The 23,861-nt window shown below is 63.8% G+C and carries 19 protein-coding genes; 16 read left to right on the top strand and 3 right to left on the bottom strand.

From position 1 onward, the window contains the following. The first annotated feature begins 22 nt into the window (after positions 1–22). The 3 genes from DLM46_RS13235 (at position 23) to def (ending at position 4,079) form a co-directional block, all read left to right on the top strand. A complete protein-coding gene (locus DLM46_RS13235; protein WP_115101202.1) occupies positions 23–1,294 on the top strand; it encodes a cell division protein ZipA C-terminal FtsZ-binding domain-containing protein in 1,272 nt (423 codons plus the stop codon). Positions 1,295–1,482: 188 nt separating this feature from the next. After that, on the top strand, positions 1,483–3,549 hold the full coding sequence (gene ligA / locus DLM46_RS13230) for an NAD-dependent DNA ligase LigA (protein WP_115101201.1): 2,067 nt from the start codon (positions 1,483–1,485) through the stop codon (positions 3,547–3,549). After that, entirely contained in the window at positions 3,546–4,079 is a 534-nt protein-coding gene (gene def, locus DLM46_RS13225) for a peptide deformylase (RefSeq protein ID WP_115101200.1), read from the top strand. Before ligA ends, def begins: the two co-directional genes overlap by 4 nt. A gap of 177 nt (positions 4,080–4,256) precedes the next feature. Here def and DLM46_RS13220 read toward each other — a convergent pair whose 3' ends face one another. Genes DLM46_RS13220 through map form a run of 3 tightly spaced genes read right to left on the bottom strand, consistent with a single transcriptional unit; the run spans position 4,257 to position 9,891 of the window. Further along, complete coding sequence (locus DLM46_RS13220) at positions 4,257–6,464, bottom strand: pseudouridine synthase (protein ID WP_115101199.1); 2,208 nt, start codon at positions 6,462–6,464, stop codon at positions 4,257–4,259. A 6-nt stretch (positions 6,465–6,470) separates the two neighbouring features. Beyond that, on the bottom strand, positions 6,471–9,050 hold the full coding sequence (locus DLM46_RS13215) for a [protein-PII] uridylyltransferase (RefSeq protein ID WP_115101198.1): 2,580 nt from the start codon (positions 9,048–9,050) through the stop codon (positions 6,471–6,473). Between the two features lie 31 nt (positions 9,051–9,081). After that, positions 9,082–9,891, bottom strand: a complete 810-nt coding sequence (map, locus tag DLM46_RS13210; protein ID WP_115101197.1) for a type I methionyl aminopeptidase — start codon at positions 9,889–9,891, stop codon at positions 9,082–9,084. Between the two features lie 550 nt (positions 9,892–10,441). On the opposite strand from map, the gene rpsB reads away from it, so the two are divergent. The 13 genes from rpsB (at position 10,442) to lpxA (ending at position 23,861) form a co-directional block, all read left to right on the top strand. Further along, entirely contained in the window at positions 10,442–11,194 is a 753-nt protein-coding gene (rpsB, locus tag DLM46_RS13205; protein ID WP_115101196.1) for a 30S ribosomal protein S2, read from the top strand. A 193-nt stretch (positions 11,195–11,387) separates the two neighbouring features. After that, the gene (gene tsf / locus DLM46_RS13200) at positions 11,388–12,269 is read left to right on the top strand and encodes a translation elongation factor Ts (RefSeq protein WP_115101259.1); all 882 of its coding nucleotides are present in this window, start codon (positions 11,388–11,390) and stop codon (positions 12,267–12,269) included. Positions 12,270–12,490: 221 nt separating this feature from the next. Next, positions 12,491–13,204 carry a UMP kinase gene (gene pyrH, locus DLM46_RS13195; protein WP_007181434.1) on the top strand — a complete coding sequence of 238 codons (714 nt, stop codon included), beginning with the start codon at positions 12,491–12,493 and terminating at the stop codon, positions 13,202–13,204. A gap of 100 nt (positions 13,205–13,304) precedes the next feature. After that, positions 13,305–13,865, top strand: coding sequence for a ribosome recycling factor (gene frr, locus DLM46_RS13190; protein WP_012433445.1), 561 nt, complete (start codon positions 13,305–13,307; stop codon positions 13,863–13,865). A gap of 64 nt (positions 13,866–13,929) precedes the next feature. Beyond that, the gene (gene uppS, locus DLM46_RS13185) at positions 13,930–14,712 is read left to right on the top strand and encodes a polyprenyl diphosphate synthase (protein ID WP_115101195.1); all 783 of its coding nucleotides are present in this window, start codon (positions 13,930–13,932) and stop codon (positions 14,710–14,712) included. After that, positions 14,706–15,527, top strand: coding sequence for a phosphatidate cytidylyltransferase (locus tag DLM46_RS13180; protein WP_115101194.1), 822 nt, complete (start codon positions 14,706–14,708; stop codon positions 15,525–15,527). Before uppS ends, DLM46_RS13180 begins: the two co-directional genes overlap by 7 nt. 10 nt (positions 15,528–15,537) lie before the next feature. After that, positions 15,538–16,743: a 1-deoxy-D-xylulose-5-phosphate reductoisomerase gene (locus DLM46_RS13175; protein ID WP_115101193.1), complete on the top strand. Its 1,206-nt coding sequence runs from the start codon at positions 15,538–15,540 to the stop codon at positions 16,741–16,743. A gap of 7 nt (positions 16,744–16,750) precedes the next feature. Further along, positions 16,751–18,160, top strand: coding sequence for an RIP metalloprotease RseP (rseP, locus tag DLM46_RS13170; RefSeq protein ID WP_115101192.1), 1,410 nt, complete (start codon positions 16,751–16,753; stop codon positions 18,158–18,160). A 67-nt stretch (positions 18,161–18,227) separates the two neighbouring features. After that, positions 18,228–20,531: an outer membrane protein assembly factor BamA gene (gene bamA, locus DLM46_RS13165; RefSeq protein ID WP_115101191.1), complete on the top strand. Its 2,304-nt coding sequence runs from the start codon at positions 18,228–18,230 to the stop codon at positions 20,529–20,531. An 85-nt stretch (positions 20,532–20,616) separates the two neighbouring features. After that, positions 20,617–21,144 (top strand): OmpH/Skp family outer membrane protein, encoded by a 528-nt coding sequence (locus tag DLM46_RS13160; protein ID WP_425273984.1) that lies wholly within the window; start codon positions 20,617–20,619, stop codon positions 21,142–21,144. 73 nt (positions 21,145–21,217) lie between these two features. Continuing rightward, complete coding sequence (gene lpxD / locus DLM46_RS13155) at positions 21,218–22,321, top strand: UDP-3-O-(3-hydroxymyristoyl)glucosamine N-acyltransferase (protein WP_115101189.1); 1,104 nt, start codon at positions 21,218–21,220, stop codon at positions 22,319–22,321. Positions 22,322–22,505: 184 nt separating this feature from the next. Further along, entirely contained in the window at positions 22,506–22,970 is a 465-nt protein-coding gene (fabZ, locus tag DLM46_RS13150) for a 3-hydroxyacyl-ACP dehydratase FabZ (protein WP_006048683.1), read from the top strand. A 102-nt stretch (positions 22,971–23,072) separates the two neighbouring features. Beyond that, positions 23,073–23,861 carry an acyl-ACP--UDP-N-acetylglucosamine O-acyltransferase gene (gene lpxA / locus DLM46_RS13145; RefSeq protein ID WP_115101188.1) on the top strand — a complete coding sequence of 263 codons (789 nt, stop codon included), beginning with the start codon at positions 23,073–23,075 and terminating at the stop codon, positions 23,859–23,861.

The following is a 23,861-nucleotide window of genomic DNA, read 5'->3' as shown; positions in this document are numbered from 1 at the left end:
AAGAATTGCTGATGGAGCATGCATGGACGAGTTGACACTCGGTTTGATCGGCGCGGGTGCCGTGGTGGTCGGGGGCGTGGTTGTGTACAACGCCTGGCAGGGCGCGAAAGTGCGCCGCAAGATGCCGCGGCCGATGCCGGCCGACGCTGCCGAAACGCTGGCGCGGGACGATCAGCAGGAACAGAGCCCGTTCATCGAGCCGGCCCGGCCCACCACGCGCCGCGAGCCGGTGGTGGGTTCCGATGCGGTTGCGCAAACGGCGGCGGCGCGCGTCGAACCGACTTTCGGTTCAGCGGCCGCACCGCTCGATACGCCGGCCGATATTCAGGCGGAGACGACTACGCCGAACGGCTATCCCGATGCCGAAGGCGTCGCGGCTGCGGAAGGCGCTCACGCGGCTGAGGGCCGCAAGGCGGCGAAAGCAGGCGAGCCCGTCGAACCGATCCTGCCGGCCGCTACGACGATTTCGTCGGCGCCGCCGGCCATCGTCGATCGCCGCATCGACTGCATCGTGCCGATTCGCCTGAACGGTCCGGTGGCCGGCGACAAGGTGATTCCTCTCGCGCAGCGTCTGCGCCGCGCGGGCAGCAAGCCGGTGCATATCGAAGGCAAGCTTGAAGGCGGAGCGTGGGAGCTGCTGCAAAACGGCGCGCGCTACGAAGAGTTGCGCGCGGCCGCGCAGTTGGCCAATCGCAGCGGGGCGCTCAATGAACTGGAGTTCTCGGAGTTCGTGACCGGCGTGCAGCAGTTTGCCGATGCGCTCGATGCGTCGCCGGAATTCCCCGACATGCTCGAAACGGTCGCGATGGCGCGCGAACTGGACGGTTTTGCCGCGCAGTGCGACGCGCAACTGTCGATCAACGTGCTCTCCGACGGCGCGCCGTGGTCGGCCAACTACGTGCAGGCGATCGCCTCGCAAGACGGCTTGCTGCTGTCGCGCGACGGCACGCGCTTCGTCAAGCTCGACGCGAAGCAGAGCCCGGTGTTCATGCTGCAGTTCGGCGACACCAACTTCCTGCGCGACGACCTCACCTACAAGGGTGGCCAGATGATCACACTGGTGCTCGACGTGCCGGTGGCCGATGAAGACATCCTGCCGTTCCGTCTGATGTGCGACTACGCGAAATCGCTGGCCGAGCGCATCGGCGGGCGGGTGGTCGACGACGGCCGGCGGCCGTTGCCGGAAACCGCGTTGCTGGCGATTGAAAAGCAGTTGATGACGCTCTACGCGAAGCTCGAACAGGCGGGCATTCCGGCCGGTTCGCCCGCGACACGACGCCTCTTCAGCCAGTAACATTCCGGGTCTTTCACGTTGTATCCGACGGCCGCACGATGTGCGGCCGTTGTCATTGGGGGCAGTGCTTTCAGGCAGCGCCTCGCGCGGCCGGCGAACGCTCGAAACTGGTCGATCGGCCGATGTAAAGGGGCACGCTTTCCTGCGATAATCCAATGTCTGAATTTCACAAAGAACCTTCCGACAGCATGGCCCGAACCCCCGTCTCCAATCCAGCAACCAGCGCTCCGGCAGAGCGGGCCGCGTGGCTGCGCGCGGAACTCGAACGCGCCAACTACGCGTACTACGTGCTCGACCAGCCTGACTTGCCGGACGCGGAATACGACAAGCTTTTCAAGGAGCTGCAACAGATCGAGACGGAACATCCGGACCTGATCGTGCCGGATTCGCCCACCCAGCGTGTGGGCGGCGAGGCGGCGAGCGGCTTCGAGCCGGTCGTGCACGATCAGCCGATGCTGTCGCTGAACAACGGCTTCGCGGACGAAGACATCATTGCGTTCGACAAACGCGTCGGCGATGCGCTCGGCAAGAATGCGAGCGAGCCGCCGGTGCCGGTCGATTACGCTGCCGAGCTGAAGTTCGACGGCCTCGCCATCTCGCTGCGTTACGTCGACGGCAATTTCATGCAGGCGTCCACGCGCGGCGACGGCACCACCGGTGAGAACGTTACCGAAAACGTCCGCACGATCCGCTCCATTCCGCTGAAGCTCAAGGGCAAACGCGTGCCCCGTGTGCTCGACGTGCGCGGCGAAGTGCTGATGTTCAAGCGCGACTTCGAGCGCCTGAACGAACGTCAGCGGGCCGCGGAGCAAAAGGAATTCGCCAACCCGCGCAATGCCGCGGCGGGCAGTCTGCGGCAACTCGATTCGAAGATCACCGCACAGCGGCCGCTGTCGTTTTTCGCGTATGGCATCGGCGTGCTCGAAGGCATCGAGATGCCGGCCACGCATAGCGAACTGCTCGACTGGTACAAGGAACTCGGCTTGCCGGTCAATGGCGAGCGAGCCGTGGCGCAAGGCGCCGACGGCCTGCTGGGATTTTTTCATGCGGTGGGCGAGAAGCGCGAGAGCCTGCCGTACGACATCGACGGCGTGGTCTACAAGGTCAACCGGCGCGATGAGCAGGACGCGCTCGGCTTTGTGTCGCGCGCGCCGCGCTTCGCGTTGGCGCACAAATTCCCCGCGCAGGAAGCGCTCACCAAACTCGTCGCGATCGACGTGCAGGTCGGCCGCACCGGCGCGATCACGCCGGTCGCGCGGCTGGAGCCGGTCTTCGTCGGCGGCGCGACGGTGACGAATGCGACCCTGCACAATGAAGACGAAGTGCGCCGCAAAGACATCCGTATCGGCGATACGGTGATTGTGCGGCGTGCCGGCGACGTGATTCCGGAGGTGGTGAGCGCGCTGCTCGACCGGCGTCCGGACGACGCCCGCGAGTTCGTCATGCCCACGCACTGCCCGGTGTGCGGCTCGAGCATCGAACGGTTGCCGGACGAGGCGATTGCGCGCTGCACGGGCGGTCTGTTCTGTCCCGCCCAGCGCAAGCAGGCGCTGTGGCACTTCGCGCAACGTCGCGCACTGGATATCGACGGGCTCGGCGAAAAGATCATCGATCAGCTGGTCGAGCAGAACCTGGTGCGCACGCCGGCCGATCTGTTCAATCTTGGCTTTGCGACGCTCGCCGAGCTCGACCGGTTTGCCGACAAATCCGCGCAGAATCTGCTCGACTCGCTCGAAAAAGCCAAGCACACCACGCTGGCGCGCTTTATCTACGCGCTCGGCATCCGTCACGTCGGCGAATCGACGGCGAAAGACCTGGCCAGGCATTTCGGCTCGCTCGATCCGATCATGGACGCGTCGGTCGAAGCGTTGCTGGAGGTCAACGATGTCGGGCCGGTGGTCGCCGAGTCGATTCATCAGTTTTTCGCTGAAGAGCACAACCGCACGGTGATCGAGCAACTGCGCGCGCCCGGCAAGGTCACGTGGCCGGAAGGGCCGCCCGCACCGAAGGCGCCGCAAGGCATACTGGCCGGCAAGACGGTGGTGCTGACCGGCACCTTGCCCACGCTCGCCCGCGAAGAGGCGAAAGAAATGCTCGAAGCGGCCGGCGCCAAAGTGGCCGGTTCGGTGTCGAAGAAAACCGATTACGTGGTGGCCGGCGCCGAAGCAGGCAGCAAGCTTGCAAAGGCGGAGGAACTCGGCATCCCCGTACTCGACGAAGATGGTATGCGCAAGCTCCTGGAGGGGCAGTTATGATCCGTGAAATTCTCAAGATGGGCGATCCGCGCCTTCTGCGTATTGCTGATCCGGTCGATCACTTCGACACGCCCGAACTGCATGAACTCGTGAAAGACATGTTCGAGACCATGCGCGACGCGAACGGCGCGGGGCTCGCCGCGCCGCAGCTCGGCGTCAATCTGCAGGTGGTGATCTTTGGCTTCGGGCACAGCGAGCGCTATCCGGATGCGCCGCCGGTGCCGGAGACCGTGCTGATCAATCCGACCATCACGCCCGTTTCGCTGGATATGGAAGAGGGCTGGGAAGGCTGTCTGTCGGTGCCGGGACTGCGAGGTGCGGTCAGCCGGTTGTCGATGATCCGGTATCACGGCTTCGATCAGTATGGCAAGCCGATCGATCGCGTCGCCGAAGGCTTCCACGCCCGCGTCGTGCAACATGAGTGCGATCACCTGATCGGCAAACTGTATCCGATGCGGATTACCGATTTCTCGCAGTTCGGCTTCACGGAAGTTCTGTTTCCGGATCTGGACCCGGAAAGCGACGATTGATGCCGCTTCTTGTCCGGCGGAGGTCGGATCATCGAGCTGCCGGGAAACAAAAAACCCACGCAATGCGTGGGTTTAATGAGATGGTCAGCCTGACCGAAAAGGCCCAATCGGCTTACGCTGATTGGGCTTTTTCTTTTTGTCGGGTGAGTCTCACAAGCCAGCCTTACGCGCCTAGCGTCAGAACGACTCGTCCGGCGCCAGGTAGCGCCATTGACCCGGCGGCAGCGCGCCCAGCATGACGTGGCCCATCCGCACGCGCTTCAGGCCGACCACTTCGAGGCCGACCAGCTCGCACATGCGGCGGATCTGGCGCTTCTTGCCTTCGCGCAGCACGAAACGCAGCTGCTCGCCATTTTGCCAGCTGACCTGCGCAGGCTTCAGCGGCGCGTCGTCGAGCGAGAGGCCGTGGCGAAGCAGCGCGAGGCTTTCCGGCGGGAAATGGCTTTCGACGTCGGTGGTGTGCTCGCCATACGACACGCGCACCAGATACTCCTTGTCGATCTCCGAATGGCCGCCGACCAGCTGCTTGGCGATGCGGCCGTCCTGCGTCAGCACCAGCAGGCCCGTCGAATCGATGTCCAGACGTCCGGCTGGCGCGAGTTGGCGCAGATGAGCAACGGAGAAGCGAATGTCCGAGCGGTCGCCTTCCCAGCGGTTTTCCGGCGTAACCAGTGTGATGGCCGGCTGATAGCCGTCTTCCGCCTGACCCGACACGAAGCCCACGGTCTTGTGGATCAAGACCGTCACCTGACTCGCCTGCGCGGCCTCGGCGGCGGGATCGATCTCGATCCGCTGATCAGGACGAACCTTGGTGCCGAGCGTGTCGATCCGCTCGCCGTCGACCAGTACCCAGCCTTTTTCGATCCATTCGTCGGCTTCCCGGCGCGAACACAGGCCGAGTTCGGACATCAGCTTCGACAAGCGCAAGGTGCCTGGCGCGTCTTCGTAATCGCGGCGGGGTGTGCGCGGCAAGGCGTCGGCGTCCCGTTCGATTTTGGCTGAGGACGGGCCGCGCGGCTTGTCGGCGCTTGCCGGGCGGTCGTTGTCGCCGAAGCGTCGTGCGGCGGCCGGCAGCGCTTTGTCGAAGCTGCGGGCAGGGCGGTCGCTACGTTCCGTGCGCTCGCTGTGCTCGACTCGCGGCGGCCGATCGCCGAATTCGCGTTTTGCGGGTGCTCGCTCGCCACGGCCGCCACGGTCGTCGCGTGGTGCGCGGGCGGAGCGGTCCGGGCGGTCGCTGTAACCGCTTTTGACGGGTTTCGCGAATGTGCGCTCACCCCGATCGGACGAGCCGCGTTCACCTTCATAACGGCGCGGCGCGCTGTCGCTGCGCGACGGCCGCTCGCCGGTGCGGCGCTCTTGCGGGGCGCCGCGGTCGCTGCCGAAGCGCGGCCGATCGGACGCATCGCGCTCACGGCGCGGTCCGCCTTCCGACGGACGGCCGGTACCCGGGCGGGCAGCGCTGAATGAGCGACGCTCGCCATCGTCACGACGCGGCGCACGGTTGCCTTCGAAACTGCGTGGAGCGGCCGCACTGCCTTCGAAGCGTCGCGGAGCCCGTTCACTACGATCGCCGCCGCCTTCAAAGCGGCGCGGCGCACGCTCGCTGCGCTCGCCCTCGGCACGGCGTGGGGCCCGTTCACTACGATCGGCACCGCCCTCAAAGCGGCGCGGGGCGCGCTCGCCCTCGGCACGGCGTGGGGCCCGTTCACTACGATCGGCGCCGCCTTCAAAGCGGCGCGGGGCGCGCTCGCCCTCGGCACGGCGCGGAGCCCGTTCGCTACGATCGGCGCCGCCCTCAAAGCGGCGCGGGGCGTGTTCGCCCTCGGCACGGCGTGGAGCCCGTTCGCTACGATCGCCGCCGCCTTCAAAGCGGCGCGGGGCGCGCTCGCCCTCGGCACGGCGTGGGGCCCGTTCACTACGATCGCCGCTGCCTTCAAAGCGGCGCGGCGCACGCTCGCTGCGTTCGCCATCTGCACGGCGTGGAGCTCGTTCACTACGTTCAGCGCCGCCTTCAAATCGCCCCGGCGCCCGTTCGCCACGCTCAGCATCGGCGCGGCGCGGCGCACCGCCCGCACCCTCACGGCGCGGCGGGCGATCCGACGTCGCCCGGCGCGCAGCGCCAGTACCTGCCGTGTTCCGCTCACGCGAAAACGATCCGTCGGCCCGCGCCGGCCGCGTGCCGCCGCCCGCTGACTGGCCTGCTGGCCGCTTGCCGCCGCCCGCCGCTGCGCCTTCACCGCGCGCCCCACTAAAACCCGTCGCGGAGGTCGACGGCTTCGGTCCCGCCGGGCGCGTCGGCTTACGCGCCGATGCGCTTCCGGTACGGACAGGGGCGCGTTCGGACGAAGCCGGCCGCGGGTGCTTGGCTGTTAATTTGACTCGCATGAAATCTCACACTGCGATCGCGCGCAGCAGTTCGGTCTCGACCTGAATTTGCAGGCGGTTGTCCGACAGATCGTGTCCATCCAGCAGGAACACGTCTTCGACGCGTTCGCCGAGCGTATTGATCCGCGCCGAGGAGACGCCGACCCGATGCTCGGCCAGCACGCGCGCGATCGAATAAAGAAGGCCTGGCCGGTCGTTGGCCGACACGGACAGGATGTAGTATTGGCCGCGCTCGTCGGCCCGAAGATCGACACGCGGCGTGACAGGGAAGGTCCGCGACAGCCTCGACAGACGGCCTTTCGACGGTCCCGGCAGCAGTGTGCCGTCGCCCGCCAGGCGTGCGGTCAGTTCCTGTTCGACCAGATTGGCAATATCGCGATAATGCACGTCTTCTTCGGTATGCGCGACGAGGAAATTATCGAGCGCGTACCCGTGACGGGTCGTGCTGACCCGCGCATCGAGCACCGACAGGCCGTTGCGGTCGAAATACGCGCAAATGGCGGCGAACAGCTCGGGCTGGTCCTTCACGTAAACCAGCACCTGGAGCGCCTCGCCGATCGGCGCGGGCCGGGCGCGCACGATCGGGGTCGGCGTTTCGACGTGACGGGACAGCACGCGTGTCTGCCACGCGATATCCGCCGCGTCGTGGCGCAGGAAGTAGCCAATATCCAGCTTGTCCCATAGTGCCTTTTGTGCGCCTTCCGGCACGGTTTCGAGGCGCAGCAGCGCAAGCGCCTCTTCCTGACGCGACTTCAGTTCCGAATGCGCGTCAGGCCGCGCGCCGCCGAGCACCGCCAGCGTCGAGCGATACAGGTCTTCGAGCAGCTTGGCCTTCCACGTATTCCAGACTTTCGGGCTGGTGCCGCGAATGTCGGCGACGGTCAGCAGGTAAAGTGCCGTCAGACGCCGTTCAGTGCCGACCAGTTCGGCAAACTGCTTGATCACCTCAGGGTCGCTCGTGTCCTGCTTCTGCGCGACCTGGCTCATGGTCAGATGCTGCTGGACCAGCCAGACGACCAGTTCGCCGTCGTCGCCCTCGATACCGTGGCTGCGGCAAAAGCGCCGCGCGTCGGCCATGCCGAGCACCGAATGGTCACCGCCGCGGCCCTTGGCGATGTCGTGAAACAGCGCCGCCACGTACAGCACCCACGGCTGGTCGAAATTGGCGATCAGCTGGCTGCAGAACGGATATTCGTGCGCGTGCTCGGCCACCGCGAAACGGCGCAGGTTGCGCAGCACCATCAGGATGTGCTGATCGACCGTGTAGACGTGATACAGGTCGTGTTGCATCTGTCCGACGATGCGCCGGAAATTCAGCAGATAGCGCCCAAGCACGCTGGTCTGGTTCATCAGCCGCAGCGCGTGCGTGATGCCGGCCGGCTGCTTCAGGATGCCCATGAAGAGGCGCCGGTTTTCCGGGTCGCGCCGCCAGTGCTGATCCATTATGTCGCGGGCGTTGTAGATCGCGCGCAGTGTGCGCGCGGACAAGCCTTTCACGCCCGGCGTCTGCTCGTACAGCAGGAAGGCCTCGAGAATCGCGTTCGGTTCGCGTTCGAACACGTCGTCGCTGGCGATTTCAAGCATGCCTTGCTTCTCGACGAAGCGGTCGGACAGCACGCGCGTAATGCCGCTCGTGCTGGGGAAGAGTTGCGCTTCGATGTTCTGGATCAGGATCGTCGCGAGCTGCGTGACGGCCTTGGCCGACCAGTAATAGCGGCGCATCAGCTGTTCGCTGGCGCGCTTGGTGGCGGTCGGCTTGTAGCCGAAGCTCTCTGCCACCGGGGTTTGCAGGTCGAATACCAGAATGTCCTGACGACGGCCCGCAATCACATGCAAGCGGGCGCGAAGCGCTTTCAGGAAGCCTTCGTTGCGGCGCAGTTCACGCGCTTCGCGTTCGGTAATCAGGCCGCGTGCCTCGAGTTCGCGCCAGCTGCTGCCGAAGCCGGCCGCCTGGGTGATCCACAGAATCAGTTGCAGATCGCGCAGGCCGCCCGGGCTTTCCTTGATGTTCGGCTCGAGCGCATACGGCGTGTCCTGAAACTTGGCGTGCCGTTGGCGCATTTCCAGCACTTTCGCCTGAAAAAATGCGCGCGGATCGAGCGCTTCGCGGTAACGCCGCGCGAAATCGTCGAATAGCAGGGTGCTGCCGGTGACGCGCCGCGCTTCGAGGAGCGAAGTGCGTACGGTGACGTCGTTGGCGGCCTCTTCCAGACACTGCGACACGCTGCGCACGCTGCTGCCGAGTTCCAGCCCCAGATCCCACGCGAGGCTGATGAAGCGTTCGATGCGCGCTTCCAGATGGGCGATCGGCGCGTCCGGCAGCAGGACCAGGATATCGATGTCCGAGTGCGGCGCGAGCTCGCCTCGTCCATAGCCGCCCACGGCCAGCAGCGCCAGCTCGGACGGCAGTTCGCAGGTGTTCCAGGCGGCCCGCAGCGAGTCGTCGGTGGCGCGCGCGAGGGCGGCCATCAGCGCATCGACGTTGGTAGCCGTCTTGAAGCGTTCCAGCAACTGGGCTTTGGCCACTTTGTAGTCCGCCTTGAGCGACGTGGCATGGGATTGGGCGACGACAGGAACACTACTCATTGGCAGGCGGGCGAGTGGGGGCGGAAAGCGCTCAGGCGGTGGCGGCCACGACCGGCGGGCGCGCAGGCGTGCCGGCGGAGACGGTCAGCACGTCATAGCCGGTTTCGGTGACGAGCACGGTGTGCTCCCACTGCGCCGACAGGCTGCGGTCCTTGGTCTTGACGGTCCATTGGTCCGGCATGGTACGGATCTCACGACGGCCGGCGTTGATCATCGGCTCGATCGTGAAAATCATGCCCGCCTGCAATTCGAGCCCAGTGCCCGGGCGGCCGTAGTGCAGAATCTGCGGATCTTCGTGGAACACCGTGCCGATGCCGTGGCCGCAGTATTCGCGCACCACGCTGTAGCCCTGCGCTTCGGCATGCTTCTGGATCGCGTACCCGATGTCGCCCAGATGGGCGCCAGCGCGCACCTGATCGATGCCGAGCCACATGCATTCGTAAGTGGTTTGCACAAGGCGTTTCGCCAGAATCGACCCTTCTCCGACGATGAACATCCGGCTCGTGTCGCCGAAATAGCCTTCCTTGATTACGGTGACGTCGATATTCAGCGCGTCGCCGTTCTTCAGCGTCTTGTCGCCCGGAATGCCGTGGCAGATCACGTCGTTGACCGAGATGCAGGTGGCTTTCGGATAGGGTGGATAGCCGGGCGGCTGGTAATTCAGCGGAGCCGGAACCGTGCCCTGTACCTTGACCATGTATTCGTGGCACAGCCGGTCGAGTTCGCCAGTGGTAATGCCGGCGGTGACGAACGGCGTAATGTAGTCGAGCAACTCGCTTGCGAGCTTGCAGGCGACGCGCATTTGCGCGATATCGTGTTCGTTTTTGAGCGTAATAGCCATGAGTCGGGCCTGAAATGCGATTTATTCGGGGATTATCGCACCATATTCAGGCCGCCGCAGGCTTTTGCGATAGGGCCGGCGCGCTTTGCGGCCGTGTTCCCGGCGTGTTTCGGGCATTTTGAAGGCGGTTGCAAGGCTGGTTTTTGCGGACGTGGATCGAAGCTGGCCTTCAGTCGCGTCGGCGCCTGTTGCGCGCTGGTTCAAAGCCGGTCGCAAAAAGACAGGTGCAACCCGTCTGCGGCAAACAGGAGCTACCGTGCGGGTTGAGCCGGCCGATAGTCGCGTGCTATAATCTCTGGCTAAGTCGATCTTTGTTCTCGTTTGTGCGTATTTATTATGCATATAGCCGCGGCCCACGTGGTGAGAGAAGAAGGGGAGGCCGCTCATGGCGCTAGCTGCCTGCGCCATGAGTGAGTAGTAACAAGGCAGCAGACTCAAGGCAGCAGACTCGCAAGCCGGCGCACCCAGGGTGTCCGTTGCGCTCAGCCAGAAAAGGCGGGCGCGGCCGATACGGCAGCCGGCTTAAGGCCCAACCCTCGCGGAGAATTTCATGGCAGTTACCATGCGTCAAATGCTGGAAGCCGGTGTCCACTTCGGTCACCAAACGCGCTTCTGGAACCCGAAGATGGCTCCCTTCATTTTCGGTCATCGCAACAAGATTCACATCATCAACCTCGAAAAGACGCTGCCGATGTACAACGACGCGCTGAAGTACGCGCGTCAACTGGCGGCGAACCGCGGCACGATCCTGTTCGTCGGCACGAAGCGTCAATCGCGCGACACGATCGCTGAAGAGGCGCAACGCGCTGGCATGCCGTATGTCAACGCACGCTGGCTCGGCGGCATGCTGACCAACTTCAAGACGCTGAAGGTTTCGATCAAGCGCCTGAAGGACATGGAAGCAGCGCTGGAAGCCGGCGAAACCGAACGCATGAGCAAGAAAGAAGCGCTGCTGTTCGAACGCGAAATGCTCAAGCTGCAAAAGTCGATCGGCGGCGTGAAGGACATGGGCGGTATTCCGGACGCGATCTTCGTGGTCGACGTCGGCTACCACAAGATTGCCGTCACCGAAGCGAACAAGCTCGGTGTGCCGGTCATCGCCGTGGTCGATACGAACCACTCGCCGGAAGGCGTGGACTACGTGATCCCGGGTAACGACGACGCCAGCAAGGCTGTCGCTCTGTACGCGGCCGGCGTGGCTGACGCGATCCTGGAAGGCCGTGCGAACGCGGTCAACGAAGTGGTGCAAGCTGCCCGTGGCGGTGATGGCGACGAGTTCGTCGAGGTCAACGGGGAAGCGTAAAGCCACCCCGTGTCCGGCAAAAAAGGGGGCTTTCTACAGGCCCCCTTTTTTTAAGCCGCGACATTGTAGCGGGGCGTCGAAAACGGTGCCCGAAACGTTGTTTGTAAAAAATACGCACAACGCTGAAACGAATTCTTGCCGCCGGTATCGAAGTCCGGGCGGCGTGTGACAGACGGAACTCAAGGAGCAAATGATGGCGGCAATTACCGCAAGCATGGTTGCAGAACTGCGCGCGAAGACCGACGCGCCGATGATGGAATGCAAGAAGGCGCTGACGGAAGCCGAAGGCGACATGGCGCGTGCTGAAGAACTGCTGCGCGTGAAGCTGGGCAACAAGGCCAGCAAGGCAGCGTCGCGCGTGACGGCTGAAGGCGTGGTTGCATCGTTCATCGGCGGCAACGCTGGTTCGCTGGTCGAACTGAACTGCGAAACCGACTTCGTTTCGAAGAACGACGACTTCCTGGCTTTCTCGAAGCAGATCGCTGAGTTGGTCGCTACGCAAAACCCGGCTGACGTCGCTGCCCTGTCGGCGCTGCCGCTGGACGGCTCGACGGTCGACGCAGTGCGTCTGGCGCTGGTCGGCAAGATCGGCGAAAACCTGTCGATCCGCCGTTTCGAGCGTTTCGAAACCTCGAACAAGCTGGCAGCGTACCTGCACGGTACGCGTATCGGCGTGCTGGTCGAGTACACCGGCGCGGACGAGCAGGTCGGCAAAGATGTCGCAATGCACATCGCGGCAATGAAGCCGGTGTCGCTGTCGTCGGACGACGTGCCGGCGGATCTGATCGCCAAGGAGCGCAGCATCGCTGAACAGAAGGCCGCCGAATCGGGCAAGCCGGCTGAAATCGTCGCCAAGATGGTCGACGGCAGCGTGCAGAAGTACCTGAAGGAAGTGTCGCTGCTGAATCAGACGTTCGTTAAGAACGACAAGCAGACGATCGAACAGATGCTGAAGGCCGGCAACTCGAGCGTGCAGAAGTTCGCGTTGTTCGTGGTCGGCGAAGGCATCGAGAAGAAGCAGGACGACTTCGCAGCTGAAGTGGCCGCTCAAGTCGCTGCTGCAAAGCAACAATAAGTCTCGCGTAAGCTTTACCGCAGTACCGTTGGACCCGCGGCGGAGCAAGACTTTGCCGCGGTCGGTAGCGCCGCAAGGCTGCGCGCGGGTTGACCCTCGCCGCGCAGCCGCCGCTGGCGAACCTTGGGGTTCGTGAATTTGGCGGCGCTTGCCCGAATCAGCATTTCACCCCTACATTAGTCCCTTGTTGTTGCCCTGTTCTGCGCGATCTGGATATCTCTATGCCCATTGCCTATAAACGCGTCCTGCTCAAACTCTCCGGCGAAGCTCTGATGGGCGACGATGCCTTCGGCATCAATCGTGCGACCATCGAACGAATGGTGGCGGACGTGGCCGAAGTGGTTCGGCTCGGTACGCAGTTGGCCGTGGTGATCGGCGGCGGCAATATTTTCCGCGGCGTCGCGGGCGGCGCGGCCGGCATGGACCGCGCCACGGCCGACTACATGGGTATGTTGGCCACCATGATGAACGCGCTGGCGCTGCAGGACGCAATGCGCCACGCCGGTATTGAAGCGCGTGTGCAATCCGCGCTGCGTATGGACCAGGTGGTTGAGCCGTACATCCGCCCGCGTGCGATTCGCCAGCTCGAGGAAGGCAAGGTCGTGATTTTCGCGGCCGGTACCGGCAACCCGTTCTTTACGACAGACACGGCTGCTGCGCTGCGCGGCTCGGAAATCGGCGCGGAAGTCGTGCTAAAAGCCACCAAGGTGGACGGCGTCTATTCGGCCGACCCCAAGAAGGACCCGAGCGCGACCCGTTACACGACGATCAGCTTCGACGAAGCGATCGGCCGCAATCTGCAGGTGATGGACGCTACGGCGTTCGCGCTGTGCCGCGACCAGAAGCTGCCGATCCGGGTGTTTTCGATCGTCAAGCCGGGCGCGCTCAAGCGCATCGTACAAGGTGAGGACGAGGGCACCCTCGTCCACGTGTAAACTCTCGTTCACATAACGTGGGCTTTGACGCGGGCCCTGGCCGTCGCCTTTCGCGCGCGCTGGCCGGCTCGCTCCGTTTTGAAGGTTCGGAGGTTTAAAAATGTCTGTGGCTGATATCAGGAAGGGCGCTGAACAAAAGATGCAGCGCTCGATCGACGCGTTCAAGAACGATTTGTCGAAGATCCGTACGGGCCGTGCGCACACGGGCCTGCTCGATCACATCCAGTGCGACTACTACGGTTCGCCGGTGCCGATTTCGCAAGTTGCGAACCTGACGCTGATCGACGCACGCACGATCGGCGTGCAGCCGTGGGAAAAGAAGATGGTCCAGGTCGTCGAAAAGGCGATCCGTGAATCGGACCTCGGTCTGAATCCGGCCACCCAGGGCGACGTGATCCGCGTGCCGATGCCCGCGCTGACCGAAGAGCGCCGCCGCGAACTGACCAAAGTGGTCAAGAGCGAAGCGGAAACGGCGAAGGTGGCCGTGCGCAACCTGCGCCGCGACGCAAACGAGCAACTCAAAAAACTCGTGAAAGACAAAGAAATTTCCGAAGACGACGAGCGTCGTGCAGGCGACGACGTCCAGAAGCTGACGGACAAGTTCGTCGCTGAAATCGACAAACTCGTGGTGACCAAAGAAGCCGAGATCATGACGGTCTGAGGCCGGTTGGCTCAGCACTTTCAGGGTTTCCACTTCTTTTTTTGCAGTCACTGTCCCGACGGCCATGACCTATACCAGCTCAACCGTGCGCGTGCCTGATGTCGCAGCGGTGCCGCGACATATCGCGATCATCATGGACGGCAACGGCCGTTGGGCGACCCAGCGGCGCCTGCCGCGCGTGGCCGGCCATACGCGCGGCGTCGACGCGGTGCGCTCGGCCGTCGAGGCTTGCGCACGCCAGGGCGTCGAATATCTGACGTTGTTCGCTTTCAGTTCGGAAAACTGGCGCCGTCCAACCGACGAAGTGTCGTTCCTGATGCGTCTGTTCGTCTCGGCGCTCGAACGCGAAATCGGCAAGCTGCACGCGAACGGCATCCGTCTGCGGGTAGTCGGCGATCTGTCGAAGTTCGACACGCGCATCCGCGATCTGATCAAGCGTGCGGAAACCAAAACCGCGCGCAATACCCGTCTCACGCTGACCATCGCCGCCAATTACGGCGGCCGCTGGGACATCATGCAGGCTACCCGCAAGCTGGCCGAGCAATCGGCGCTGGCGGGGCAGGCCGTCGAGGTCAACGAGGAATCGTTCGCCGAACATCTGTCGATGGCCTATGCGCCCGAGCCGGATCTCTTCATCCGTACCGGCGGCGAGCACCGCGTCAGCAACTTCCTGCTGTGGCAACTCGCGTACACCGAGTTCTACTTCACCGACACCTTCTGGCCGGATTTCGACGCCGACGCCCTCGGCCACGCCATCGCTTCGTACGCGGAGCGTGAGCGCCGCTTCGGCCGCACCAGCGCTCAACTCGAGCCGCAATCGCAGAACGTCGATTCGCTTCCATGCTAAAAACCCGTGTCATCACGGCGATCATCCTGCTGGCGGTGTTTCTGCCGGTCACGTTGTTCGCGCCGGTGGGTGCGTTCGGCGCGCTGATTGCATTCGTCGTCGTGTTCGCCGCGTGGGAATGGGCCCGTTTGCTGAAGCTCGGCGGCGCCGGCCCGGTCGTTTACGCGCTGATTGCCGCGGTAGCGCTGGTCGCGAGCACGCGCCTCGGCAGCGGTGTCGAAGAGCCGCGGCCGCTGTTTCAGGCGGCCGCTATCTTCTGGGTGATCGCCGGCCCGTTCGTGCTGCTGCGCAAGCCTGCGCTGGCGCAAGGCGCGTGGCGCGCCTTTCTGTTTCTTGCCGGCATTGTGGTATTCGCCGCCTGCTGGCATGCTCTCGTCGCCGCGCGCATGAAGGGCGTACCGTTCGTGCTGTCGCTGCTGCTGTTGGTATGGCTCGCCGATATCGGCGCATACTTCTCAGGAAAAGCGTTCGGAAAACACAAGCTGGCGCCCGCCATCAGTCCGGGTAAAACCTGGGAGGGCGCGATCGGCGGCTGGCTGGTGGTCATGATCGTCGCGGCGGCGGTGGTCTTTTTGCATGCGTTCCAGCCGACCCTGTATTCTGCGCTGCTGGCGCAATTGGGCGCCGTGCGCACGCTGCTCGCACTGACCGCGCTGGTGGCATTCAGCGTGGTGGGCGACCTGTTCGAATCGATGTTGAAACGCCAGGCCGGAGTCAAGGATTCAAGCGGCCTGCTGCCGGGACACGGCGGCGTGCTCGATCGCATCGACGCATTATTGCCGGTGCTGCCGCTTGCCATGCTGCTGCTCGGCTAGAGAAAGAGATATGCAAAAACGTCTGACATTGCTCGGTTCCACGGGCTCGATTGGAGACAGTACGCTCGACGTCGTCGCGCGACATCCCGAGCGCTTTTCGGTCTATGCGCTCTCCGCGCATCGCAACGGCGACAAGCTCGTCGAACAATGCCTGCGCTTTGCCCCCGAAGTCGCGGTAGTCGGCGACGCCGATACGGCCGCGCGCGTCGCGGCGAAACTGCGCAATGCCGGCTGCAAGACCGAAGTCACGTTCGGGCCGCAAGCGCTTGTCGACGTGTCGAAGAGTGACGGTTGCGATACGGTGGTGGCGGCGATCGTCGGCGCCGCGGGCCTTGCGCCGAGTCTGGCCGCGGCGCGCGCCGGCAAGCGCATTCTGCTCGCCAACAAGGAAGCGCTGGTGATGTCCGGGGCGATCTTCATGGACGCGGTGCGCGACAACAGCGCGGTGCTGCTGCCGGTGGACAGCGAACACAACGCGATTTTCCAATGTCTGCCGCGCGACGCCGCGGCGCATGGCGGTGTGTCGAAGATCATCCTGACCGCCTCGGGCGGCCCGTTCCGCACCCGCGAACCGGCCACGCTCGTCGACGTCACGCCGGAAGAGGCCTGCAAGCATCCCAACTGGGTCATGGGCCGCAAGATTTCCGTGGACTCGGCCACGATGATGAACAAGGGCCTCGAAGTGATCGAGGCGCACTGGCTGTTCGGCCTGCCGGGCGAGCGTATCGACGTGCTGATTCATCCGCAGAGCGTGATCCACTCGCTGGTGTCGTACGCCGACGGCTCGGTGCTCGCGCAACTCGGCAACCCGGACATGCGCACGCCGATCGCGCACGCGCTGGCGTTTCCGGATCGCGTCGATTCGGGCGTCGCGCAACTCGATCTGGCGGAGGTCGCGTCACTTTCGTTCGAAAAGCCGGACTACACGCGCTTTCCGTGTCTCGCTCTCGCCATGAAGGCGCTGGCCGAGGGCGGGGTCGCGAGCGCGGCCTTGAATGCCGCAAACGAAATCGCTGTTGAAGCGTTCCTGGCGCGCCAGATCGGCTTCATGGCGATTGCCCAGGTGGTCGACGCGGTGCTCAACGCGTTGCCGAACCGCAGCGCGCATGCGCTCGAAGACGTGATCGAAGCTGACGCCGCCGCGCGTCGCGCCGCTGCCGAATTCATCGCGCGTCTGCCGGACGGCGCTCGTCGCACGGAACGCGCCGTTCAGTGAGGCGCTTATGAATCTGCTGATCGAACTGCTTGCCTTCGCGGTCGCGATTGGCGTACTCGTGGTCGTTCACGAATATGGTCATTACAGCGTTGCGCGCCTGTGCGGTGTGCGCGTGCTGCGCTTTTCGATCGGCTTCGGCAAGCCGCTGTTCCAATGGGTGAGCCCGAAGACGGGCACTGAATGGACGATTGCCGCGTTGCCGCTCGGCGGCTATGTGAAGATGCTCGACGAGCGCGAGACGGGCGCGCCGATTGCCGCTGAAGCGTTGCCCTATGCGTTCAACCGGCAGTCGGTGTGGAGCCGTATCGCGATTGTCGCGGCTGGGCCCGTCGCCAATTTCCTGCTGGCTATCGTGCTGTTCGCCCTCGTGTTCGCTACCGGCGTGACGGAACCCGCGGCCGTGGTCGCGGCACCCGCGCCGAACACGCCGGCGGCTTTGGCCGGTTTCGACGGCGGCGAGACCATCGTCGCGGTGCGCTCCGTGAATGGCGGTGAATCGGAGCCGGTGCGTTCATGGTCTGACCTGCGCTGGAAACTGCTGGGCGCGACTTTCGATCACAGGCGTATCGTACTGAGCGCGAAGGATGCCCACGGCACGTCGGATTTCCAGCTCGATCTGCGCGGCATCACGGAGAAAGATGTCGACGACGACTTTATGTCGCGTCTCGGCTTCGAGCCGGGCGGGGGCAAGCTGACGGTCGCGGGTGTGCAGCCCGGCAGCGCGGCGCAAAAGGCAGGCCTTGTAGCCGGTGACCGCTTGCGTGCTGTCGACGGTATGCCCGCCGACAATGCCACGGCATTCATCGCGTATGTGAAATCGCACGCCGGCAAGCCGCTCACGCTGCAAGTGGAGCGCGGCAGGCAAGGTGCGCAGGGTGCGCACGCTACGCAGGGCGCAGGCAAGTTCGAAGACATCCGTATCGTGCCGCAGTCGCAGCGCGACAATGCGACGGGGCAGCAGATCGGCCGCATCGGTGCGGAACTGGCGACCCAGGTGCCGTCGATCGACGTGCGTTATGGGCCGATCGAGAGTCTGCAACTGGGTGCGCGCCGCACCTGGGATCTCGCGGTGTACTCGGTGCGCATGTTCGGCCGGATGATCGTCGGCGAGGCTTCGCTGAAGAATTTGTCCGGTCCGGTGACGATCGCCGATTACGCGGGAAAGAGCGCACGTCTGGGTCCTTCTGCATTCCTGTCGTTCCTGGCCCTTGTCAGTATTAGTCTCGGTGTACTGAACCTGTTACCAATTCCGGTATTGGACGGGGGGCATCTGTTATATTATTTGGTTGAAGCTGTGACCGGCAAAGTTGTCTCCGATCGCTGGCAACTCGTTTTTCAGAGGGCGGGGCTCGCCTGCATCGTCGCGTTGTCGGCGATCGCGCTGTTCAACGACCTGGCTCGTTTAATCCATTTTTAAAGTGTCCGGCGGCGCTCACGATGGCGACCGCCTGACCTGATGCAGCTATACACACTGGGGAAGCACGTTGTTTAAACCTCATCGCTCTGTTCCAAAGACGGTTATAGCCGCGGCATTCGCCGCGCATGGGCTGGTTGCTCACGCAACGACGCCCTTCGTGGTGCAAGACATCCGGATCGAGGGATTGCAACGCGTCGAACCAGGTACCGTGTTCGCGTACCTGCCGATCAAGCAAGGCGACACCTTTAGCGACGACAAGGCTTCCGAAGCCATTCGCGCGCTGTACGCCACCGGCTTCTTCAACGACGTCAAGATCGCGACCGAAGGCAACGTCGTCATCGTGCAAGTGCTGGAGCGTCCGGCGATCGGCACGATCGATTTCGCCGGGATCCATGAATTCGACAAGGAAAACCTGACCAAGGCGCTGCGTGCGGTCGGTTTGTCGCAAGGCCGGTACTACGACAAGGCGCTGGTCGACAAGGCAGAGCAGGAACTGAAGCGCCAGTATCTGACGCGCGGCTACTACGCCGCCGAAGTCACCACCACGATCACGCCGATCGACCGCAACCGCGTGGCGGTGCTGTTCTCGGTGGCCGAAGGCCCGAGCGCGAAGATCCGCCAGATCAACTTCATCGGCAACAAGGCATTCAGCACCGGTACGCTGCGCGACGAAATGCAGCTGTCCACGCCGAACTGGTTCTCGTGGTACACGAAGAACGACCTGTACGCGAAAGACAAGCTCACCGGCGACCTCGAGAACGTTCGCTCGTACTACCTGAATCGCGGCTACCTCGAGTTCAACATCGAGTCGACCCAGGTGTCGATCACGCCGGACAAGAAGGACATGTATCTGACGGTCACGCTGCATGAAGGCGAGCCGTACACGATTTCGAGCATCAAGCTGGCGGGCAATCTGCTCGACCGCGAGGCGGAGCTGTCCAAGCTCGTCAAGATCAAGCCAGGCGACCGTTTCTCGGCTGAAAAGCTGCAAGCCGCCACCAAGGCGGTCGTCGACAAGCTCGGCGAATACGGCTATGCGTTCGCTACCGTCAATGCACAGCCGCAGATCGATCAGGCCAACCACAAGGTCGACCTGACGCTGCAAGTGGACCCGAGCCGCCGCGTGTACGTGCGCCGCATCAACGTGGTCGGCAACACACGCACCCGCGACGAAGTGGTGCGTCGCGAAATGCGTCAGCTCGAAAGCTCATGGTTCGACTCGAACCGCCTCGCGCTGTCGAAAGACCGGATCAACCGTCTCGGCTACTTCACCGACGTGGACGTGACCACCACGCCTGTGGAGGGCACGCCGGATCAGGTCGACGTGGATGTCAAGGTGGCCGAAAAGCCGACTGGCGCAATCACGCTGGGTGCAGGCTTCTCGTCGACCGACAAGGTGGTGCTGTCCGCAGGCGTGTCGCAGGACAACGTGTTCGGTTCGGGCACGAGTCTCGCCGTGAACGTGAATACCGCCAAGACGTACCGTACGCTGACGGTCACGCAGGTCGACCCGTACTTCACGGTCGACGGCATCAAGCGGATTACCGACGTCTACTACCGTACGTACCAGCCGCTGTACTACTCGACGGATTCGAGCTTCAAGATCGTCACGATCGGCGGCGACCTGAAGTTCGGCATCCCGTTCTCCGAAGTCGACACGGTCTACTTCGGTGCAGGCCTCGAGCAGAACCAGCTGGATATCGACGCGAACACGCCGCAAAGCTACATCGACTACGTGAACCAGTTCGGCCGCCGCTCAACCAACGTGCCGGTCACGGTGGGCTGGTCGCGCGACGCGCGTGACAGCGCGCTGGTGCCGAGCCGTGGTTACTTCACGCAGGCGAACGCCGAATACGGCACGCCGATCGGCGGCACGCAGTACTACAAGGCCGACATCAACGCGCAGTACTATTACTCGTTTGCGCGCGGTTTCGTGCTGGGCTTCAACTTCCAGGGCGGTTACGGTAACGGCCTCGGCGGCAAGCCTTACCCGATTTTCAAGAACTACTACGCGGGCGGTATCGGTTCGGTGCGTGGCTACGAGCCGAGCTCGCTGGGTCCGCGTGATGCCAAGACGAACGACCCGATCGGCGGCTCGAAGCTGCTGGTGGGTAACGTCGAACTGACGTTCCCGCTGCCGGGCACGGGCTACGACCGCACGCTGCGCGTCTTCACGTTCCTCGACGGCGGTAACGTCTGGGGTACGGAGGGCAACAGCATCGGCGCGAACGGCCTGCGTTACGGCTATGGTGTCGGTCTGGCGTGGATCTCGCCGATCGGCCCGCTCAAGCTCAGCCTGGGCTTCCCGCTCACGAAGCACACCGGCGACCAGTATCAGAAATTCCAGTTCCAGATCGGGACGGCATTCTGATCCGGCCGCGGGCGACCCCGGCGATGGGCGGCTCCCGGCGGCGGGCTCCCCTTGGCGGGCCCAGCCAAATTACAGTATCGAGAGGATGACTTTGCGAACCGGTATGTTTTCGAAACGTGTGGCGTGCGCACTGGCGCTGGCAATGACCTTGGGTGTGGGCGTGGCGCATGCGCAGGAAGCCAGGATCGCCGCGGTGAATTCGGACCGCATCCTGCGCGAATCGGCTGCCGCGAAGGCCGCGCAGGTCAAGCTCGAGGCCGAGTTCGCCAAGCGTGACAAGGACCTGGCCGACATGGCGCAGAAGCTGAAGTCGATGTCCGACTCGCTCGACAAGAACGGCGCGTCGATGTCGGCGACAGATCGCGCACAGAAGCAGCGCGATCTGTCGCAGCTGGATACCGACTTCCAGCGCAAGCAACGCGAGTTCCGCGAAGACCTGAACCAGCGCCGCAACGAAGAGCTGGCGGCGGTGCTCGATCGCGCCAACAAGGTGATCAAGCAGATCGCCGAGGCGCAGCACTACGACCTGATCGTTCAGGAAGCGGTGTACGTGAGCCCGCGCATCGATATTACCGATCAGGTCCTCAAGGCGCTCGCGGCGTCGGGCAACTGAACGCGTCGGGCGGCCCGTAGAACCGGGCCGCGGAACTGACAAACTGGACTGAACTGCAGGAGACAGGATAGGCATGGCATTTACGCTCGAGGACATCGTCCAACGGTTCGGCGGTGAAGTAGTCGGAGACGGTTCGCAGCGCGTCAGCAGTCTGGCGCCGCTCGACCAGGCAGGCCCGAACCAGCTGGCGTTCCTCGCCAATCCGAAGTATTTGTCGCAGGTCGCGACGACCCGTGCGGGCGCGGTCTTGATCAACGCCGACGACCTCGCCAGGCTCGGTTCCTGCGACGCCCGTAACTTCATCGTCACGCCGAATCCGTACGCTTACTTCGCGCGCATCGCGCAAACCTTCATCGACATGGCTGCGCCTAAGCCGGTACCCGGCGTGCATCCGAGCGCGACGATCGATCCGTCGGCGCAGATTGCCGCGAGCGCGGTGGTCGGTCCGCATGTCACGGTGGAAGCGGGCGCGGTGGTCGGCGAGAACGCGCGGCTGGACGCCAATGTGTTCATCGGCCGCGGCACGCAGATCGGCGCGGGTTCGCACCTGTATCCGAATGTCGCGGTGTACCACGGCTGCAAGCTCGGCGAGCGCGTGATCGTGCATGCGGGCGCGGTCATCGGTTCAGACGGATTCGGCTTCGCGCCTGATTTCGTCGGCGACGGCGACGCGCGTACCGGCAGCTGGGTCAAGATTCCGCAGGTCGGCGGCGTGTCGATCGCGGCGGACGTCGAAATTGGCGCGAACACCACGATCGATCGCGGCGCAATGGCCGACACGATCATCGAAGAGTGCGTGAAGATCGACAACCTCGTGCAGATCGGCCACAACTGCAAGGTCGGTGCCTACACCGTGATCGCCGGTTGTGCGGGGATCGCCGGCAGCACGACGATTGGCCGTCATTGCATGATCGGCGGCGCGGTCGGCATCGCCGGGCACGTCACGCTGGCGGATTATGTGATCGTCACGGCGAAGTCGGGTGTCTCGAAGTCGTTGTTGAAGCCCGGCCTGTACACCAGCGCTTTTCCAGCCGTGAACCATGCGGACTGGAACAGGAGCGCCGCTTTGCTGCGTAACATCGATAAACTGCGTGACCGTATCAAGGCGCTCGAAGCGGGTGCCGCGGCCGACGGGTCGGTCAAGGCAGCCGGCGGTGCCGCGGGCGACAAAGTCTGAGATATCAGGGGCAGCCTGCCGGCACCGCGTAAAATAGCCGGCGAGCATCAAGAAGCAAGTCGGTTGCCGTGACCGGGTGGCATGGCCACCGGGTCACGGCAAGCGTCGGCAGCACGCGTTACCAACCCACCTGCACCAGCATCCGCAGTCATCATCGCGCAGTCAATGCGCGAGTAGAAACACCATGAGCACCGAAAAAATCAATCTCGACATTCATAAGATTCTCACGCTGCTGCCTCATCGTTATCCGATCCTGCTGGTTGATCGGGTGCTCGAACTCGAACCGCACAAGAGCATCAAAGCGTTGAAGAACGTGTCGATCAACGAGCCGTATTTCCAGGGTCACTTTCCGACCCGTCCGGTGATGCCCGGCGTGCTGATTCTCGAGGCGCTCGCGCAAACGGCGGCGCTGCTGACGTTCTCGGAAGAGCCGAGCGATCCGTCGAACACGCTGTACCTGTTCGTGGGCATCGACAATGCGCGCTTCAAGCGCGTGGTCGAACCGGGTGACCAGCTGATCCTGAACTGCACGTTCGAGCGTCACATGCGCGGCATCTGGAAGTTCAAGGCGCGCGCCGAAGTGGATGGCGTCGTGGCGGCGGAAGCCGATCTGATGTGCGCGGTGCGGCACACGGACAAGGACGCTTAAGTCGTCGGGAATTCAGCGTCGGGCGGTCAGCGGCTGGTCGCAAGCCCTGCAAGCCCCGCCCCGCCCATCCAGACAACGCAACAGAATCAGAAGCGAGGACGCATGAGCAGGATTCATCCCACTGCGATCGTCGAACCGGGCGCACAACTCGACGAGTCCGTCGAAATCGGACCGTATGCCGTGATCGGCGCGCACGTGACGATCGGCGCACGGACCACGGTCGGTTCGCACAGCGTGATCGAAGGTCACACGACAATCGGCGAGGACAACCGGATTGGCCACTACGCATCGGTGGGTGGCCGTCCGCAGGACATGAAGTACAAGGACGAGCCGACCCGGCTCGTGATCGGCAACCGAAACACGATCCGTGAATTCACCACGATCCACACCGGCACGGTGCAGGACGCGGGCGTCACCACACTCGGCGACGACAACTGGATCATGGCCTACGTGCACATCGGTCACGACTGCCACGTCGGCAGCAACGTCATCCTGTCGAGCAACGCGCAGATGGCCGGTCACGTGACGATCGGCGACCACGCGATCGTCGGCGGCATGTCCGGCGTGCATCAGTTCGTGCGCATCGGCGCGCATTCGATGCTGGGTGGCGCGTCGGCGCTGGTGCAGGACATTCCGCCGTTCGTTATCGCGGCCGGTAACAAGGCGGAGCCGCACGGTATCAATGTCGAAGGCCTGCGCCGCCGCGGCTTTTCGGCGGATGCGATCTCGGCGCTGCGCTCGGCGTACCGGCTGCTCTACAAGAACGGCCTGTCGCTGGAAGAAGCGAAGGTGCAGTTGCGCGAACTCGCGTCCGCGGGTGGCGATGGCGATGAACCGGTGCAAACGCTGCTCGCGTTCGTCGAAGCGTCGCAACGCGGCATCATCCGCTAA

This window comes from Paraburkholderia lacunae (assembly GCF_003353175.1).
GTDB classification, from domain to species: Bacteria; Pseudomonadota; Gammaproteobacteria; order Burkholderiales; family Burkholderiaceae; genus Paraburkholderia; species Paraburkholderia lacunae.
This window is presented reverse-complemented; position numbering and strand designations above follow the sequence as displayed.

Coding starts and splice junctions, on each gene's coding strand:
- DLM46_RS13235 (WP_115101202.1), top strand. CDS start 23: ATGGACGAGTTGACACTCGGTTTGATCGGCGCGGGTGCCGTGGTGGTC.
- ligA (WP_115101201.1), top strand. CDS start 1,483: ATGGCCCGAACCCCCGTCTCCAATCCAGCAACCAGCGCTCCGGCAGAG.
- def (WP_115101200.1), top strand. CDS start 3,546: ATGATCCGTGAAATTCTCAAGATGGGCGATCCGCGCCTTCTGCGTATT.
- DLM46_RS13220 (WP_115101199.1), bottom strand. CDS start 6,464: ATGCGAGTCAAATTAACAGCCAAGCACCCGCGGCCGGCTTCGTCCGAA.
- DLM46_RS13215 (WP_115101198.1), bottom strand. CDS start 9,050: ATGAGTAGTGTTCCTGTCGTCGCCCAATCCCATGCCACGTCGCTCAAG.
- map (WP_115101197.1), bottom strand. CDS start 9,891: ATGGCTATTACGCTCAAAAACGAACACGATATCGCGCAAATGCGCGTC.
- rpsB (WP_115101196.1), top strand. CDS start 10,442: ATGGCAGTTACCATGCGTCAAATGCTGGAAGCCGGTGTCCACTTCGGT.
- tsf (WP_115101259.1), top strand. CDS start 11,388: ATGGCGGCAATTACCGCAAGCATGGTTGCAGAACTGCGCGCGAAGACC.
- pyrH (WP_007181434.1), top strand. CDS start 12,491: ATGCCCATTGCCTATAAACGCGTCCTGCTCAAACTCTCCGGCGAAGCT.
- frr (WP_012433445.1), top strand. CDS start 13,305: ATGTCTGTGGCTGATATCAGGAAGGGCGCTGAACAAAAGATGCAGCGC.
- uppS (WP_115101195.1), top strand. CDS start 13,930: ATGACCTATACCAGCTCAACCGTGCGCGTGCCTGATGTCGCAGCGGTG.
- DLM46_RS13180 (WP_115101194.1), top strand. CDS start 14,706: ATGCTAAAAACCCGTGTCATCACGGCGATCATCCTGCTGGCGGTGTTT.
- DLM46_RS13175 (WP_115101193.1), top strand. CDS start 15,538: ATGCAAAAACGTCTGACATTGCTCGGTTCCACGGGCTCGATTGGAGAC.
- rseP (WP_115101192.1), top strand. CDS start 16,751: ATGAATCTGCTGATCGAACTGCTTGCCTTCGCGGTCGCGATTGGCGTA.
- DLM46_RS13160 (WP_425273984.1), top strand. CDS start 20,617: ATGACTTTGCGAACCGGTATGTTTTCGAAACGTGTGGCGTGCGCACTG.
- lpxD (WP_115101189.1), top strand. CDS start 21,218: ATGGCATTTACGCTCGAGGACATCGTCCAACGGTTCGGCGGTGAAGTA.
- fabZ (WP_006048683.1), top strand. CDS start 22,506: ATGAGCACCGAAAAAATCAATCTCGACATTCATAAGATTCTCACGCTG.
- lpxA (WP_115101188.1), top strand. CDS start 23,073: ATGAGCAGGATTCATCCCACTGCGATCGTCGAACCGGGCGCACAACTC.